The sequence below is a fragment of the Vibrio sp. 2017_1457_13 genome (assembly GCF_030851525.1).
GTDB classification, from domain to species: Bacteria; Pseudomonadota; Gammaproteobacteria; order Enterobacterales; family Vibrionaceae; genus Vibrio; species Vibrio metschnikovii.
In genome coordinates this window covers 314142-332388 of the sequence record NZ_VHTA01000001.1, presented here as the reverse complement: position 1 = coordinate 332388, position 18247 = coordinate 314142, and the positions used below count along the sequence as shown (strand labels likewise).

Here is an 18247-nt window from a genome sequence, read left to right as displayed (position 1 = left end):
GACTTGTGAGATTTTGGAGGTATCCTCGCCTGCCCAAATAATGGCGATTACAGTTAGGCAGCAGGTGAGTGATAAATTTGCTCAGCGAGAAGCAGAGCTTGACTAAGCAATCCGCAGATAAATCTTCCTCATCAATATAGAGAAAGGACCAGATTGGCGATGGACGAACGTTACTCACACTACGGTAGCTTGCAGTAGGAAGACGATTTCTCTACTTTTCAATTATCCCCAACTAAGGTATGGTCCGATCCAATTGGTCTCTTGTTTGTTGTAGGTAAATATTGTGGAAAAACACGAAGAGGTGTTGGTTGCGATTCGTCAAATTATCCGAGCCATCGATTTGCATTCAAAAAAATTAAGCAAATACGCAGGGTTGACGGGACCGCAGTTGATTTTGATGCGTTCAATTGAAGAGTTGGGGGAAGTTACCATTCGTCAATTGTCAAAACATACTAACATGAGTCAAGCAACAGCCACGACCATCCTAGACCGCTTAGAGCGGAATCAATACGTACAACGTGTTAGAAGTAGCACCGATAAACGTAAAGTCCATGCCCATTTAACAGAAACTGGCCGAGAACTCTTGGCTCGCGCACCACAGCCGCTACAAGACAGTTTTGTGGAACAGTTTCAGCATTTGGCCGATTGGGAGCAAAGTTTATTACTCTCATCGGTTCAACGTTTATCTGCAATGATGAATGCAGAAAAGATGGATGTCGCACCGATGCTGGAAATTGGCAGCATCACCAAAATTGAGTAAGTTTGACAATCAGTACCGTTCTACAACTGCCGCCTGAGTGACAAGAGCAGTTGTAGAATCTTTAATTATTTACAGCGCTTTATAAATAACCTTGTTGCCCGCTTGGGACTCTCTGGCAATTAATTCAACTTCAAGTAGTTTCTTTAATGCCCCTGTCGCCCAAGACGCCGCTTTACTCTCTTCTTGTCCTGCCGCCAAACCAATCCCTTTAGGATTAATACCTTCCGCATTCGCGACAACAATATCAAACACTTGTTGCTGCTTAGGGGTTAACACGATCTCTGCACGTGTTGTTGGTGAAACGGGTTCACTTGATGGGTGTGCCGTTTTCTTTGCAACGACAGGGTTAACGGCTACAGGCTTGGCTGTTTTTGGTGCTGAGGTAATGTTTGCTACCATCGCTATGATGCGTTTTTGCAGTTTTGCCTGCACTTTACGCTTATGAGCAAGTCTCATCGAGTATCTCTCCATTTCACTGCACAAGATGCAGTGGTGAAAATTTGAAGCGCGTTTTATAGCAAAATTCATCGACCTTTTGTAGGGTATCGCTCAAGTTCAGACGACAAAAACGAGATTTAAACCATAAGCGACTAGAATTTAAACAGTAAATCATTATTTGCTGTTTACGATTTCAGTGAGGATCAGTGATCATTGTCGACGAACATTGAGTATTAATCATAAAGTATTTGCATGCGAGGTCGGTATGCCAACAATCCACTTATCTAATTATCAATTTGATCGACATTCACCTTACGTCAAAATCGGTTTATTGATCGTGTTGTTGATCATTACTGCTTTGATTCGCTTATCGAACAGTTGGCAACAAGCGTTAGTTTCGGTGATGTGTGTGTTGATTTTATGTGGTGTTGGTTATTGGCTAGCACGTAAAAGTTGGGTTGGTTTTACTCTCACCGCCAGCCATTTACAGCAACATTTTTACTATGGTGGATGGGTGGTGAAATGGCAAAATATCAGTCAAATTGGAATATGCACCCATCAACAAGAGGGTTGGCATCAGCCGCTACCATGGATAGGTGTTCGTTTAAAAAATTATAGCCCTTTTTTAGACGGGATTTGCCCAAGAATTGCTCGAGAAATGTTATTTAACCAACGAGCCTTACTGTATTTAGGCATGAAGCAGCATGATAAAAGCCTGCTTTTTGAAGACATCGTATTAGACTCTACCCCCTATACGGATCCACAAGGCAAAGTATACACTGGCCTAATGGCGATGCTCGCTAACCGTATGCAGCATCAACGTAATTTTTATGGCTTTGATGTCTTCATCTCGGAGAATGATCTTGACCGTTCTGCTGATGAATTTATTGGTCTGGCTCGACGCTATCTCGCCGCAGCCAAACCAGAATAAGAAAAGTTTGGTTTAGAGACCACCGAACCTTCCCTGCTTGTCATAGTAAACGTAATATCTATTCTGCTAGTAAAGCGGCATTTCATCGGCTACAAAGGGATTACTCGCACGTTCACGACCAAACGTTGACGTCGGTCCGTGGCCAGGAATAAACGTCACGTGATTGCCCAATGGCCACAATTTGTTCTTAATAGAATCAATTAAGGTGTTGAAATCGCCCTGTGGGAAATCCGTCCGTCCAATACTGCCATTGAAAAGCACATCGCCTACAAACGCTAAGCTGGCTTCTTCACTAAATAAAACCACATGACCTGGGGTATGGCCTGGCGTATGCAAGACAGTAAGTGTCTGGTTGCCAAACGTGACGGTATCACCTTCATCTAACCATTGATGAGGCTCAAAGGCTTCTGTGAGCGGAAAACCAAACATTTGACTCTGTCCTTCTAAGCCCTGCAACCAAAAGTTATCGGCTTTATGAGGACCAATAATGTCAATATTACCCAACAATGCAGCGAGAGGCTGTGTTCCCCCGACATGATCCAAATGACCATGAGTCAGAACCAGTTTAACTACCTGAACACCTAGTTGATCAATCAACATTTTCAGTTGTTTTACATCACCACCGGGATCAACAACAATACCTTGCATGGTTTCATCGCACCATACAATCGAACAATTTTGCGCAAACGGAGTAACGGGGACAATTTGATACTTCAAAGACATGAGAAAACCTGAACAACCAGCAAAAAATTATCATCAACTATGACATTCTCACTACGTTTTGACAAGTCGCGCTCGCGACTCACATCACTTGACGTGATAAGGAGAGTCGCTATTGAGTCACTAGCTTATCGAGACGATAGATATCTTCTCTAAAATGCAATTGTCCTGCGTCATACCATGCTGTTTGATAAATGATCTGCACTGGTATGCGCTGTCTTAATGGGATTGCTTGGTTCACTGAGCTACTTTGCGGAGCAAATTGTTGAGAGTCTAACCCCTGTTTAGTTAACAACATATTGGCAAATTGATCGGCATGTTCAACCCGAATACACCCCGAGCTAAACGCTCTTGAGTCACGCTCAAATAAGTATTTACTTGGAGTATCATGCAAAAAGATCGCTCGGCGATTCGGGGTGTTAAATTTATATAATCCCAGAGCATTATGATAGCCCGCTCTTTGACGCATACGATAGGGAAATGCCTCTAATGAGATATTTTCCCAATCTATCGATGTCGGATCTAGAGTCTGTGTCGCTCCCCAACGCGGTAGAATCTCTAGATTCTGACGATCTAAATAACGAAGATCTCGCTTCGCTATCGGTAAAATATCTTCCACCATGATTTTATAGGGAATATTCCAAGTGGGATTAACAATTAAAGAATCCAAACGAGTCGTCATGACTGGCGTCGGTCGTGAAATGCGTCCCACCACCACCTTTGATTGAAAGACGTTTTCCCCCGCATGCCAATATTTCAATTCAAAGCTCGGTACATTAACCACAATGGATGTGTTACTGGTTGGCCATAAACGCATTCGCTCAGCATTCAAGGCAATCAGACCCAAACGTTCTTCAACGGAGAGATTAAGCCATTTTAATGTCTGCGGACCAATCACACCGTCAGCGGTTAGTCCATGTAACTGCTGAAAATGCTTTATGGGTTCGATTAATGAATTATCGTACCAAGAGACATCATCACGAATCACTGTGACATCAATATTGACCAGAGCTAAACGCTGGATCAAGGTAAGACGGTCATCCAACTTATCGCCCGGCCGTTTCAGACCCGCTTGTCGATAAAGCGGTAATGGTGTCGCTTTGAGCGCAGATAAAAAACCGTGAGCATAAACCAATTGATGATAAGCGGGATCTTGTGGTGCATGCTGCAACACTAAATCAGCCATCGCTGGCGTGCCAGCGGCAACAGACAGAGCTAACCGTGAAGATGCACTCGGCAAAGGCAAAACGTGGTTAAGTTTACCGTTAAAAAACCAATCAATCCCTTGTTGAGGGGCTAATTGAGCATAACTAAGATAGCCGATAATGGTGTCTGTCGCTAAAACATCATATTGAACCCATGCTTGTTGTTCACTCAAGGCTCGTAATTGCTTATAGCGTTTTGAAAATAACGGACTAATATTCGCTTGATGGATCAGCGCAAGTTGCTGCTCAAAATAGACTCGACTCAACTCATCTCGCCAAATTAATTGATACTGATTACGCTGATAGAGTTTCTCGACTTGTTGAGGATAATGTAACGCATACTCACTTTGTCCTTTGAGATCAGAAAGTTGAACCACTGGCGTATTGGCAAAAAGTGGCAAACTAATCCAAAGCAAAACAATGGCCATCAATGAGTAACGCTTCATATTTTTAGTGCTCCCTTGGCTAACCAGTAGCATTGGTTAATTTAGGATAGGTGAGTATAGACGATACCCACCACTAAACCGTCCAACCGATGTTGGAGTAAGTATGGCAAATATTCCCCGCTTTACCCACTCTTTATCCAAATTGATCTCGATGGCTAAGCCAAACGTTTATCGGCTGCTCTTGAGCAAGTAGCGCGTTATCTTGATAGGCTATCGACAGGAAAAATCTGCAACGTACAAACGGCAAACCCCATCATTTCAAATCAAGAAATGATGGGGTTTGGGCATAAAATTTTAATGAGCAGTCATAGAAAATATCACGTAGATGACGCCGATGGAGAAACACACATCGATATCGCAGAGACTTCTACACTGAAAAAGATAACCGCTTATAACTTCAAATGATGTTTACCATGTGAGACTTTCGCTTTTAAATAGTCTTCATTACCATTTTTAATGTGTGCAGCTGTATTAACGACACTGATAATTTCAATACCGTGCTCTTGTAATTCTCTTATTTTCTTAGGGTTATTCGTTACTAAACGAATTTTAGTCACCCCAAGTGCTTTTAGCATTTGCGCAGCTTCGGTAAAGTCGCGCAAATCATCACCAAAGCCAAGATGATTATTGGCTTGATATGTATCCATGCCTTGGCTTTGTAAGCGATAAGCATCAATCTTATTATACAAGCCGATTCCACGACCTTCTTGACGCAAATAGAGAATGATACCGCCATATTCGCCCATCTTAGTAATGGTCTCTTCAAGTTGCTCCCCACAGTCACACCTTGAAGAATGGAAAACATCGCCAGTTAGACACTCAGAATGCATTCTAACTAATGGAATAGGTTGTGTTTTATCTGCCGCTTGAAAGATAACGGCTACGTGTTCTTTATCCGATTGTAAACCTCGGAATGAAAGAATCTCAGCATCAATATTACTTTTCAAGCCAACTTTAAAGTCGACTCTGGCTCTCACTTCCGCCATATCTTTACTCACTTGAATTCGTTCTGACTGCACGCTAGTTATGGTATGCATAAGGTTACTCTTATCTGATGATTTTTACTATGGAGACTAATACCCCATTTTTCAACGAAAAGATCACAATAAGCTCAAATTGTTATATTATAACAATTCATTAAGATCGCAACAAAAGAGTGAAGAGCTTATACCCAAACGACTTGAAGTTGTAGGTAGGCGGCAAGTGAGTGAATCCCCATGAGCATAGGCAAACGATGTGATTGGGATGAACGAACGTAGCTAACACCGCTGCAGCTTCAAGTCGGAAGGGGATAGATAGTGAGGCTTGTGGCCAACATTGCAGCATAAAGAATATGCGAACCTATCCAGACTAGACTGGCGTCAATCAAGCAGAAAAAGTGTGGCACTTAAGTCGTAAGAAAAGATGGTCAAAAAAAAGAATAGCTAAATGATAAAATAGATAGACGATGCTCTGTTCAATCAAAAATGATGATATCATCGAGATCCATTCATTAGTCGATGTTACCATTTTTGAATTAATGACTTTGCGAGCGCTTCCAAACCGCTAATTCAACCCAAATTTGCTCTAGCTCTTTTAATTCTTCTTCAGTTAACAACGATAAGGTCGTGGTTTGCTGGGGCAAAGCATAAGACTGAAACGCGCTAATTTGCGCATAAAAATCTTTTTTTAATTGCGAGATTATGGCGTAGTCCACGGCAAATATCCTATGGTGATTTGATTATAATTTACTCTAAAAATAATATCACTTCCTGTTAATATCTAGCAAGAATATTTTAGAATTGCAATAATAATCACACTATTTATTTATATGAGCTAGTAGAGCGTTTTGAATCTAAGACGATCACCAATACGTTGACTATATAATAAAAGGGATCATTGAGAGTGAGTGAAGAGTAAAATCATGACAGGAAATGATCGCTCAATTATATCGATCGTTCTTAATGATCCTATTATGATCTTAATATCTGCACTTCTTTTAACCATAAAAAAGACCGAGTATTTAATCTCGGTCTTTTATTCGTAATATTCACCACTGCTTATTTATTAAAGCGGTGTGAATATGACAACTTATTCAGTAGGATCCGTATTTACATCCGTTGAATCAGTGTCGATCACCGTTGACGTTGACTCCACCGATGACTGATCTTCAGAAGAAACATCATCATCTTGTGGCAAATCTGCCTCATCAAGCTCTTCAATACGTTGCAGGCCAACCACTTTCTCACCTTCTGAAGTACGGATAAGCGTGACACCTTGGGTATTACGCCCTACCTGACTCACTTCAGAAACACGAGTGCGAACCAAAGTTGCTGCATTGGTAATCATCATGAATTCATCGCCTTCATCGGCTTGCACCGCTCCGACAACTTTACCATTACGTTCTGAAACTTTGATTGACACAACGCCCTGTGTCGCACGGCTCTTCGCTGGGTATTCAGAAAGCTGAGTTCGTTTACCGTAACCATTTTCAGTCACGGTTAAGATGTCACCATCGGTTTTTGGCACAATTAAAGATACGACTTGATCGCCTTCAACCAGCTTCATACCACGAACACCAGATGCAGTACGTCCCATTGGGCGAACCCCACCTTTCACATTACCTTCATCATCAACAATCGGTTTTTCGTTAAAACGAACCACCTTGCCTGATTTTGAGAACAACATGATATCGCTTTCACCGTCGGTAATTTCAACCCCGATCAACGAATCATCATCACGTAAGTTAACAGCGATCAAACCATTAGCGCGAACATTAGAGAATTGATCAAGTGAGGTCTTCTTAACCGTACCATCACCGGTTGCCATAAAGATAAATTTATCTTCACTGAATTCCGTTACTGGTAAAATAGCGGTGATACGCTCGTTTTCTTCAAGTGGCAGTAAGTTAACAATCGGCTTACCACGTGCAGTGCGACTAGCCAATGGTAATTGATACACTTTCAGACGGTAGGTCTTACCACGAGTTGAGAAACATAAGATATTGTCGTGCGTATTGGCTACTAATAAACGCTCAATATAATCTTCATCTTTCATTCGTGTCGCACTCTTACCTTTACCACCACGACGCTGCGCTTCGTAATCGGTCAATACCTGATACTTAACATAGCCTTCATGTGACAAAGTAACGACAACATCTTCACGAGCAATCAGCTCTTCCATATCGATATCGTGGCTAGCGGCAGTAATTTCGGTACGACGTGCATCACCAAAATTATCACGAGCCATTTCTAACTCTTCACGGATCACTTCCATCAAGCGTTCTGTATTCGACAAAATATGGATTAGCTCGGCAATTTCATCCAATAACGCTTTGTACTCATCAAGAATTTTGCCGTGTTCTAGACCTGTTAAACGGTGTAAACGCAAGTCAAGAATCGCCTGAGCTTGTTGCTCAGTTAAGAAATATTGACCATCACGAATGCCGTATTGCGGCTCTAACCACTCCGGACGCGCGGCATCAGTACCAGCACGCTCAAGCATAGCGGCAACATGGCCTAAATCCCAACCACGAGAAACAAGACCCATTTTTGCTTCAGCCGGTGTCGGGGCTTTACGAATCAGATCGATGATCTCATCGATATTGGCCAACGCGAGTGATAAACCTTCAAGAATATGGGCTCTTTCACGCGCTTTACGTAGTTCAAAAATGGTGCGGCGAGTAACCACTTCACGGCGATGGTTAACAAAACACTTCAACATCTCTTTTAAGTTGAACAGTTTTGGTTGACCATTATCAAGTGCCACCATGTTAATGCCGAACGTCGTTTGCAATTGAGTATTGGCATAAAGATTATTTAATACCACTTCCGCCACGGCATCGCGACGACACTCAATTACGATACGCATACCGTCTTTATCAGACTCATCACGTAATGCGCTAATCCCTTCGACTTTTTTCTCTTTTACTAAATCGGCAATTTTCTCAATCAAGCGCGCTTTATTCACTTGATAAGGAATTTCACTAACGATGATCGTCTCTTTGCCATTTTTCTCGGTTTCAATTTCCGCTTTTGAACGCATGTAGACTTTGCCGCGCCCGGTTTTATAGGCGTCAACAATGCCCTTACGACCACTGATCAGTGCAGCAGTTGGGAAATCGGGACCTGGGATATACTCCATCAGCTCATCAATAGTAATATCTTCATTACTAATGTAAGCCAAACAGCCATTGATCACTTCAGTCAAGTTATGAGGCGGGATATTGGTTGCCATACCAACCGCAATACCAGACGCACCATTCACCAATAAGTTAGGAATTTTTGTCGGCATGACAGCAGGAATTTGCTCTGTACCATCATAGTTAGGTACAAAATCAACCGTTTCTTTATCTAAATCGGCCAAAAGCTCGTGAGCAATTTTCGACATCCGAACTTCGGTATATCGCATCGCTGCCGCTGAGTCACCGTCAATCGAACCAAAGTTACCTTGGCCATCGACCAACATATAACGCAGAGAAAAAGGTTGCGCCATACGTACAATTGTATCGTAAACCGCACTATCACCATGTGGGTGATATTTACCAATGACGTCCCCTACTACACGAGCCGATTTTTTGTAGGGTTTATTCCAATCGTTACCCAAGACACTCATCGCGAACAACACGCGACGATGCACTGGTTTTAGACCATCACGCACATCTGGAAGAGCACGACCAACGATGACTGACATCGCATAGTCTAAGTATGAACTTCGTAGCTCATCTTCAATGTTTACGGGTGTGATCTCTTTAGCTAGATCGCTCATAGAGCCATTATCCCTCTATAGTTTGATCGGATTATTCAAACCACACTCAGTTTTGCTCGACAACGAGCCTTGGTTTAACTGTTTTGTTGGCCGAATAATATTGATACTTATAAGGTTGAAAAATATAACACAAGTTGACCCACTTCGGCATCACTTTCCCTGCCCTTTTATCAGGTTGTGACCGTGGTTAAGTATCAACTGCCGAGAAATCACACATTCGTCTTATATCTAACTGATAAATGGTTACTTTTCCATCAACTCTCTTTGGGTTAAAGATAACGGCTGGTGTGTATTGCTCAGCGGGTTATAATGAGCGCTTATTCGTGTGGAAAACATAGGCAATCAGAAGTATGACCAAAGCACAAAATGTCGATCCAAATGAAATTCAAAAATTTGCCGATATGGCATCACGTTGGTGGGATTTAAACGGCGAATTTAAACCATTGCATCAAATTAATCCGCTACGTCTTAATTACGTGCTGGATAATGCTAATGGTTTATTTGAGAAAACCGTACTGGATGTTGGCTGTGGCGGGGGGATCTTAGCCGAAAGTATGGCTCGAGAAGGCGCAATCGTGACTGGCCTTGATATGGGCAAAGAACCATTGGAAGTGGCTCGCTTACACGCGCTTGAAACAGGCACAACGCTGACTTATCTACAAAGTACCGTCGAAGATCACGCCCAGCAATATCCGCATCATTATGATGTGGTCACCTGTATGGAAATGCTCGAACACGTACCCGATCCTCTCTCCGTGGTCAAAGCCTGTGCTCGTTTGGTGAAACCCGGCGGCCATGTGTTTTTTTCTACCTTAAACCGCAATATTAAATCTTATCTATTTGCGATTGTCGGTGCTGAGCAACTGCTCAAGATTGTGCCGAAAGGAACCCATGACCACAGCAAGTTCATTCGCCCTTCTGAGCTGTTACGTATGATTGATCAAACTGCGTTACAAGAACAAGGCATCACTGGTTTGCATTACAGTCCCCTTACTGATCGTTACCGTTTGGGAAAGAATGTGGATGTGAATTACATCATTCATACCCGAGTGCTCTAAAATAACCGCTCTCTTTGCTCATCGATAGCAAAGAGCATTGGCAACCATAAGTAGAACGAACAACGGGTCTTGGGCATCATGACCAGCACATTTATCGTGTCAATTGGTGCTTGACAAGACCTTAGTAAACCTTTGACTCGGGTCTCAATCTTTACTGAAAAAATTACTGAAAGATCAAGTCATTTTTTTTTAAGCTTGGTTAGTAAAAAAGCAATCTGCAAAGGCAGATTTTTTACCATTAAATCTACCCTTTGATTGTCGGTAAGTAGCTACTAACTGAATTTTTTTATTTCTCAGGTTATCCACAATATGTGCAAGTTCTGTAACTTGCATTCATGACCAGATAGCACTATCTTGTAACCCGAACACTGATACACCCCTATATATAGTGTTTCTCACCACTGGCTGTAGGGCGATTTTTATCACAAAGCCAACGTTTGATTTACAATAATTACACCAAAACATGGCTTTTATCAGTTTTGTTAGGGAAATAAAGCAGAATGAACCAACAACTTACTGTCACCAAGCGTGATGGCCGCAAAGAAAATATCGATTTAGATAAAATTCATCGCGTAATCGAATGGGCCGCTGAAGGTCTGGATAACGTCTCCGTTTCACAAGTAGAACTGCGCGCTCACATCCAGTTTTATGACGGGATCACCACCTCTGATATCCATGAAACGATCATCAAGTCTTCCGCTGATTTGATTTCTGAAGAGACACCAGATTACCAATATCTTGCAGCAAGGCTCGCGGTATTCCATCTACGCAAAAAAGCCTATGGTCAATATGAGCCACCCGCACTCTATGATCACGTTTCTGCAATGGTCGCAAAAGGTAAGTATGATAGTCACTTACTTGAAGATTATAGCGCCGAAGAATTTGCGATGATGGATACGTTTATTGATCATCGACGCGATTTAGATTTTTCTTACGCCGCCGTCAAACAGCTGGAAGGCAAATACTTCGTACAGAACCGAGTCACTGGACAAATTTACGAAAGTGCACAATTTTTGTATCTGTTAGTGGCCGCTTGTTTATTCGCCAAGTATCCCAAAGCAACACGTCTTGATTTTGTTAAACGTTTTTACGATGCGACGTCGACCTTTAAAATATCACTCCCAACACCGATTATGTCGGGTGTGCGCACCCCTACGCGTCAGTTCAGCTCATGCGTGTTGATTGAATGTGGTGATAGCTTAGACTCGATTAATGCAACGGCAAGCTCGATTGTCCGTTACGTCTCACAACGTGCAGGGATCGGTATTAATGCTGGACGCATTCGCGCATTAGGCTCTGAAATTCGTGGCGGTGAAGCATTCCATACGGGTTGTATTCCATTTTACAAGTATTTCCAAACGGCGGTGAAATGCTGCTCACAAGGTGGCGTTCGTGGCGGTGCAGCAACGGTATTCTATCCTTTGTGGCACGGTGAAGCAGAATCCTTATTGGTTTTGAAAAATAACCGTGGTGTCGAGGAAAACCGTGTTCGTCATATGGACTATGGCGTTCAGCTCAATAAACTGATGTACAGACGCTTAGTGGAAGGCGGCAATATTACCCTCTTTTCACCGTCTGATGTCCCTGGCTTATATGACGCTTTCTTCCAAGATCAAGATGAATTTGAACGTCTGTACGTTAACTATGAAAATGACCCTAGTATAAAAAAACGTACCGTCAAAGCGTTAGAGATCTTCTCGCTGTTAATGCAAGAGCGTGCCTCAACAGGTCGGATCTACATTCAAAACGTGGACCACTGTAATACTCACAGTCCATTTGATGCTAGCGTCGCACCAGTACGTCAATCGAATCTGTGTTTAGAGATTGCTCTACCTACCAAACCACTGACGAATGTCGAAGACGATAGCGGTGAGATTGCACTCTGTACTCTGTCTGCCTTTAACTTAGGTGCAATAGAAAAACTCGATGATTTCGAAGAGTTAGCTGAATTGGTGGTGCGTGCATTAGATGCTCTACTCGATTATCAGGATTACCCTCTTCCAGCGGCTCGTAAGTCAACCATGAACCGCCGTACGTTAGGCGTAGGTGTTATCAACTACGCTTACTACTTGGCAAAACACGGTGTGAAATATTCCGATGGCAGCGCGAACGGATTAACGCATCGTACCTTTGAAGCGATGCAATATTATCTGCTCAAAGCCTCGGTGTTATTAGCGAAGGAGCAAGGCCGTTGCCCTGCATTTAACGAGACTAACTACGCTAAAGGCCTGCTACCGATCGACACGTACAAAAAAGATCTTGATGCATTATGTGATGAACCATTGCATTACGATTGGGATAGCTTACGTACTGAGATCATGGAGTTTGGTTTACGTAACTCAACGTTGACTGCTTTAATGCCGTCTGAAACGTCATCGCAAATTTCTAATGCGACCAATGGTATTGAACCACCACGTGGCTATGTATCGGTCAAAGCGTCTAAAGATGGCATTCTTAAGCAAGTCGTTCCTGAGTTCATCAAGCTTAAAGAGAATTACGAGTTGTTATGGAATATTGGCTCTAATGATGGTTACCTGCATTTAGTCGGTATTATGCAGAAGTTCGTTGATCAAGCGATTTCAGCGAACACCAATTATGATCCAAGCCAGTACGATTCTGGTAAAGTTCCGATGAAAAAACTGCTCCAAGATCTGCTCACTGCGTATAAGTATGGCGTAAAAACGCTTTACTATCATAACACGCGTGATGGCGCTAAAGATGATCAAAAAGATGCTGTGCAAGCACAAGATGATGACTGCGCTGGCGGCGGATGTAAGATCTAAGCAACTTTTTTGAATGTTATTCACTGATAATTTGTATGCCCCTTGCAGAGTAAGGGGCTAAACGGATGAAACCACTATGGCTTACAGCACTTTTACTCAGAAAAAAAATGACCAACTGAAAGAACCTATGTTTCTTGGTCAACCAGTCAACGTTGCTCGTTATGACCAGCAAAAATATGAAATTTTCGAAAAACTGATCGAAAAACAATTAAGCTTTTTCTGGCGACCAGAAGAAGTCGATGTATCGAGCGACCGAATCGACTATGGTAAATTACCTGATCATGAAAAGCATATTTTTATCTCTAATTTAAAATATCAAACTCTGCTCGATTCTATTCAAGGACGCAGCCCGAACGTTGCGCTACTTCCTTTAGTCTCATTACCTGAGCTTGAAACGTGGATTGAAACGTGGTCATTCTCTGAAACGATTCACTCTCGCTCTTACACGCATATTATTCGTAATATCATCAATGATCCTGCGGTTGTATTTGATGATATTGTTGAAAATGAGCATATCCTTAAGCGTGCAAAAGACATCGCCCATTACTACGATGACTTAATCCAAGCGACGAATGATTATCATCGTTTTGGTGAAGGGAAACACCAGCTTAATGATGAAACGATTAATGTTAGCTTGACTGAGTTAAAGAAGAAGCTTTATCTCTGCTTGATGTCGGTTAATGCGCTAGAGGCGATTCGTTTTTACGTTAGTTTTGCCTGTTCGTTTGCGTTTGCCGAACGTGAACTGATGGAAGGGAATGCGAAAATCATTAAATTGATTGCTCGTGATGAGGCATTACACCTGACCGGTACACAGCATATGATTAATCTGCTTCGTAACGGATTGGATGATTTCACCTTCTTGCAAATCGCTGAAGAATGTAAGCAGCAATGTTTTGATTTGTTCAAAGAAGCAGCTGAACAAGAAAAAGAGTGGGCAGCGTATTTATTTAAAGATGGATCGATGATTGGTCTAAACCGCGACATCTTATGCCAATACGTTGAATACATTACTAACATCCGCATGCAAGCCGTCGGCCTAGAGCCAGCTTATCCAAAAGCAACCAGTAATCCGATCCCTTGGATTAATGCGTGGTTATCTTCTGATAATGTTCAAGTTGCCCCACAAGAAGCGGAGATAAGTTCGTACTTAGTCGGTCAAATTGATAATGAAGTCAATGCTGATGATTTTGAGGATTTCCAACTGTAATGGCCAGTGTCAAAATCAACAATACCGTAACCATTGAGTCTAATTCCTCTAATACGCTGTTAGAAAGCATGGAACAAGCGAGGTTAGAGCCAGAATATAATTGCCGAGACGGGCACTGTGGCGCGTGCCGCTGCACCCTTGTTTCCGGTGAAGTGGAATATGTTGGTTTTGCGATGGCTTATACGCAAGGTAATGAAATTCTACCCTGTATCTGCAAAGCAAAAAGCGCACTTGAGCTGGTTGGGGTGAATTATCGCCCAAAAGCCAAGCGCGCTTAATTTCTCGTGTTTATCTAAAGCCAGCACTATGCGCTGGCTTTAATACCAAATAACAGTCTATCGACCGTACTTCCTGATACCGATTTTTGCGCAATCTCCCTTCCCCCATCATCAAATAGAGACAATTGATAACCGTATTGATTTGGTGAGCAATCCTCTCTATTCGGTTCTTCTATTGGGGTATGCAGCCAAAGTGAAACCACATCTTGATGTTGATGAATTAACGCCTCACCTAAGATAACTTTTTGACTTGCGACTTTATACCAAACAAGAATTTTAGATTGATGGAACATACCAGCCTCCTGCCGAAATGAATCGAGCGAGTTGTTAGTCTACAGATAAATTCACTCGCTGGATCGATCATTTTTTCAGCTAAAAGGGCAAGCTTCAGCAAATCAAACGGTTACTATTTAGACTGATTAGGCATACTGCGGCTTATCTAAAACGTCTCTGGTAATAAGTTGGTAAATCACCATCTTATCAGGTCAAGATGGTTGTTTATTGAGCATGCTAGCTGGTAAATGCATCTCTTTAAGGCTCGTTACACTGCTATAGTGAGCGAATATCGGCTTCGCCGACAAATAACGACGTAGCATATCCCCCGCAATGGTTGCGATCAGCTGTTTTTGATCGTCTGCAGAATAAGTACGATTAAATTTCAATTGTTGGGCCCATTCGCCATGAGGAGTCGATAAAGCCACACAAAAAGTATCGTCTTGCAGTGGGCCACTGACTAACGCCAGATATGTGGCACACTTCTCTTTTGTCGCTCCTGCCAACGCAAATACCGCAGCAAGAGGCTCTTGTTCACTCAGTCCGGCTTCAGCACCATGACTCAATATCCAACTATGACCACTTAAGCGAGCAATTTGCTCATCACTGAGTAACCAATAGGAAAGCCATCCCTTCGTCGCCTGCTCAGCTATCGACAACGATAGCCCTTTATCTCGCAATAAATGCCCAATATGAGTCAGCATAGGTTCATCGACACTCACCACATAAGCTTCAATATGCGAATGAATCAGCTGTAATACCCGTACTCGTGTCGCTAAATCATTAGCCGGGCCAAAAAGTTTAATTTCGATAAAAGGCAAATACGAGCGATAACCAAGTTGATAACCTTGTGGAAGCTGTAACTTATCAAGCTTATCGGAAAGCCCGGATTCCGAGCTACCAAACGTATACAATTTACTGCATTCAAAACCGACTTGTTGCGGAAACTGCTGTTTTAGATCTGGCAAAATCTGTTGCTGAACCATCAACTTAAACTCGCTTGGCACCCCTGGCGTAAAATAAAACCAGCAATCATTGATAGACAATTTAAATCCACATGCGGTACCAATAGGGTTATCAATCAGGGTGGCTTTCTCTGGTAACATCGCTTGTTTAAGATTACTGTCTGGCATGGTTTTTTGGCGCTGAGCAAAAAAACGTTGTAATACTTCAACCCATTCAGGAAAGACGACTAAACGTTGATCAGCGGCTTGAGCCGCAGCCGCTGTACTGAGATCATCGCTGGTCGGGCCTAATCCACCATTCACAATGACGACCTGATTATTGAAGCTGAGCATTAACAACTCTTCGACCAAGGCAGATTGACTATCACCTACCGTAGAACGTTTGGTGAGACTAAAGCCATTTTCAAAAAATAGCTGTGATAACCAAGCCGCATTGGTATCGACGATGTCACCATGCAATACCTCTTCTCCAGTACTTAACATTGCTATCTTGAGCATAGTTTGACCTTATTTGAGTACTCGTTTCTCATTATAGCCATCAGTATAACCAACCGATGGCATTAGATATACTTGGTTGAATGCTTAAATCCGAACCAACGCTATACTTGAACATTGAAAATGACCGCAAGCGGTAAGTCGTTCAATGAATAAGCCTATTGATCATTTTCATCATGAGCATTTTCATGGATAATTAACCCTTTATACTACTGAGCATGTTGAGCGAGCTAAAAACTCAACCGCTTGACCCCATCAACAACGATTTATTTAATGATTGGAGCGTTTTGTGCCTAAAAAATATAGTCTTGCATTGCTATTATCTTGCACTTCTTATGCCAATGCGGCGTACTATCAAATGCCCCAACATATAGAGTTATCTTATAATGTCGACTGTCTACAAGTCGTTTGTCATCAGCCAGAAGCCGTAGTTCCTTCTCAACTCACTTTTGTTACACCATTAAAGCAACAACCAACACTAAAGATCGAAGATTCATCACTACCGCGTTATTTAACCATTTCAGATACTCGGGACTGGGCTTATTTAAGAGGTCAAACATACACCATATTAGGACTCAGTGTTGCGACGGTAGGATTGATGACTCTGCTCCCTGAATCGATCACAAAATGGGATGAAGAGGACCGCAACCTAAGTGGCTTAGGCCGAAAATGGAAAGATAATGTCACTTCTGGACCAACGTGGGATCGCGATGAGCATTTTCTGAACTATATTATGCATCCATATTTTGGCGGGGTGTACTACACCGCGGCAAGACATGCTGGCTTTAATGAATTTGAGTCTTTTCTTTATTCGGCCACGATGTCGAGTTTCTTCTGGGAGTATGGTGTAGAAGCGTTTGCTGAAGTCCCCTCTTGGCAAGATCTCTTTATTACCCCTTTCTTTGGCGCGGTAGTCGGGGAACTGATGTTTGAGAAAGAGCAAGACATTGTCGCCAAGGGTGGTGAAGTATTTGGTTCTCAACGTCTAGGCAGCGTCAGCCTCTTTCTGTTGAATCCTGTTGGACACATTCATAGTTGGGTCAGTGATGCTTGGGGTGGTAGTGCTGAAGTGACATTCCAAAGTACACCTTGGTTTGGTGATAGCAATGCGGCTAAATTTGCCCTCGATTCCGGTGCAAAATACGATAGTCAGTTCTATGGTATTGATTTTAAAATTTCTTTTTAACGGATTCTCAAGGTGGCCTTTTCGCTAAAGGTCACCTTATTCAATGACTTTTGTGCGAAAAATAGAATTATCAGACCTTGATCGGTATCCTTTTCGCAAACATTGACCTACCTCAATTTTTATTCATCATAACCGCCTACACTGATAATAAGCGTTCAGGCTATGCTAGGAGGTCATTATGAATAGTACTTTTATTGTAAACTTTGTTGGCACAGCCACTGCCGCAACGATCAAACAATTGGCGGCGATCACTCATGAAAATGAGGGCAAATGGCTAATCAGCAAAGTCAACTTCATCGACAATCAAGTGGCCGCGGTGATTAAAATTGAAGTACCGCAAAACAACGCGGACATAGTGAAATCCGCCTTTCAATCTCACTCCGAATTGCTGGTACAAATTATTGATTGTGAAGCACAAACAAACCAAGAAGAGCAGATTTATCACGTCCGCTTAGATGCCAATGATCGGTTTGGGATTGTTAATGAAATCACCCATTTACTTGATGGGCAAGGGATCAATATTCTTGATATGGATTGTCAACGAGTGTTTTTAGCAACCGGTGGTGGCGTAAGCTCGAGCCTATTTAGTTCAACGATGGCCATTCGTTTACCAGCAGAAATCCGGATTGAAGATGTCATTAAAGAGCTGGAAGCACTCAGTGAAGATACCCGAGTGATGTTGGAATCTTAAATAAAATGGGTCCAATAAAATAACAAAGGGAGGCAAACGCCTCCCTAATTGCTATGCAGTGC

Annotated in this window: 15 protein-coding genes and 1 pseudogene; 8 read left to right on the top strand and 8 right to left on the bottom strand. The window is 42.4% G+C overall.

Going from position 1 to position 18247, the window contains the following annotated elements:
• The first annotated feature begins 283 nt into the window (after positions 1-283).
• Positions 284-760, top strand: coding sequence for a MarR family winged helix-turn-helix transcriptional regulator (locus FKN88_RS01575; RefSeq protein ID WP_004395351.1), 477 nt, complete (start codon positions 284-286; stop codon positions 758-760).
• 69 nt (positions 761-829) lie between these two features.
• On the opposite strand, the gene FKN88_RS01570 is transcribed toward FKN88_RS01575, so the two are convergent.
• Positions 830-1216, bottom strand: a complete 387-nt coding sequence (locus FKN88_RS01570; protein WP_154168303.1) for a MarR family transcriptional regulator — start codon at positions 1214-1216, stop codon at positions 830-832.
• A gap of 247 nt (positions 1217-1463) precedes the next feature.
• On the opposite strand from FKN88_RS01570, the gene FKN88_RS01565 reads away from it, so the two are divergent.
• A complete protein-coding gene (locus FKN88_RS01565) occupies positions 1464-2129 on the top strand; it encodes a DUF2982 domain-containing protein (protein WP_161438150.1) in 666 nt (221 codons plus the stop codon).
• Between the two features lie 66 nt (positions 2130-2195).
• Here FKN88_RS01565 and FKN88_RS01560 read toward each other — a convergent pair whose 3' ends face one another.
• The 5 genes and pseudogenes from FKN88_RS01560 to gyrA form a co-directional block, all read right to left on the bottom strand.
• Entirely contained in the window at positions 2196-2852 is a 657-nt protein-coding gene (locus FKN88_RS01560; RefSeq protein WP_306687144.1) for an MBL fold metallo-hydrolase, read from the bottom strand.
• A 109-nt stretch (positions 2853-2961) separates the two neighbouring features.
• Entirely contained in the window at positions 2962-4500 is a 1539-nt protein-coding gene (locus FKN88_RS01555; RefSeq protein WP_306687142.1) for a murein L,D-transpeptidase, read from the bottom strand.
• Between the two features lie 389 nt (positions 4501-4889).
• Positions 4890-5537: a GTP cyclohydrolase II gene (gene ribA, locus FKN88_RS01550; protein WP_154168307.1), complete on the bottom strand. Its 648-nt coding sequence runs from the start codon at positions 5535-5537 to the stop codon at positions 4890-4892.
• Positions 5538-6016: 479 nt separating this feature from the next.
• A complete protein-coding gene (locus tag FKN88_RS01545; protein ID WP_372436266.1) occupies positions 6017-6205 on the bottom strand; it encodes a hypothetical protein in 189 nt (62 codons plus the stop codon).
• Between the two features lie 484 nt (positions 6206-6689).
• Positions 6690-9246: pseudogene (gyrA, locus tag FKN88_RS01540) on the bottom strand (DNA topoisomerase (ATP-hydrolyzing) subunit A); the annotation flags it as partial.
• Positions 9247-9596: 350 nt separating this feature from the next.
• Between gyrA and ubiG the strand changes: the two are divergent.
• The 4 genes from ubiG (at position 9597) to yfaE (ending at position 14575) form a co-directional block, all read left to right on the top strand.
• Positions 9597-10304 carry a bifunctional 2-polyprenyl-6-hydroxyphenol methylase/3-demethylubiquinol 3-O-methyltransferase UbiG gene (ubiG, locus tag FKN88_RS01535; protein WP_306687141.1) on the top strand — a complete coding sequence of 236 codons (708 nt, stop codon included), beginning with the start codon at positions 9597-9599 and terminating at the stop codon, positions 10302-10304.
• A 500-nt stretch (positions 10305-10804) separates the two neighbouring features.
• On the top strand, positions 10805-13087 hold the full coding sequence (gene nrdA / locus FKN88_RS01530) for a class 1a ribonucleoside-diphosphate reductase subunit alpha (RefSeq protein WP_158138393.1): 2283 nt from the start codon (positions 10805-10807) through the stop codon (positions 13085-13087).
• Positions 13088-13163: 76 nt separating this feature from the next.
• Complete coding sequence (gene nrdB, locus FKN88_RS01525; RefSeq protein WP_004395360.1) at positions 13164-14297, top strand: class Ia ribonucleoside-diphosphate reductase subunit beta; 1134 nt, start codon at positions 13164-13166, stop codon at positions 14295-14297.
• Positions 14297-14575, top strand: coding sequence for a class I ribonucleotide reductase maintenance protein YfaE (gene yfaE, locus FKN88_RS01520; RefSeq protein ID WP_004395361.1), 279 nt, complete (start codon positions 14297-14299; stop codon positions 14573-14575). The genes nrdB and yfaE overlap by 1 nt, the downstream gene beginning before the upstream one ends.
• Before the next feature lie 26 nt (positions 14576-14601).
• Here yfaE and FKN88_RS01515 read toward each other — a convergent pair whose 3' ends face one another.
• Together FKN88_RS01515 and FKN88_RS01510 are read right to left on the bottom strand one after the other, a co-directional pair.
• Positions 14602-14868: a hypothetical protein gene (locus tag FKN88_RS01515; RefSeq protein WP_040904342.1), complete on the bottom strand. Its 267-nt coding sequence runs from the start codon at positions 14866-14868 to the stop codon at positions 14602-14604.
• 192 nt (positions 14869-15060) lie between these two features.
• Positions 15061-16311 (bottom strand): CinA family nicotinamide mononucleotide deamidase-related protein, encoded by a 1251-nt coding sequence (locus FKN88_RS01510; RefSeq protein ID WP_306687140.1) that lies wholly within the window; start codon positions 16309-16311, stop codon positions 15061-15063.
• 286 nt (positions 16312-16597) lie between these two features.
• Between FKN88_RS01510 and FKN88_RS01505 the strand changes: the two genes are divergently transcribed.
• Together FKN88_RS01505 and FKN88_RS01500 are read left to right on the top strand one after the other, a co-directional pair.
• On the top strand, positions 16598-17494 hold the full coding sequence (locus FKN88_RS01505) for a DUF3943 domain-containing protein (RefSeq protein WP_306687139.1): 897 nt from the start codon (positions 16598-16600) through the stop codon (positions 17492-17494).
• 178 nt (positions 17495-17672) lie between these two features.
• The gene (locus FKN88_RS01500) at positions 17673-18185 is read left to right on the top strand and encodes a glycine cleavage system protein R (protein WP_004395364.1); all 513 of its coding nucleotides are present in this window, start codon (positions 17673-17675) and stop codon (positions 18183-18185) included.
• The last annotated feature ends 62 nt before the right edge of the window (positions 18186-18247 follow it).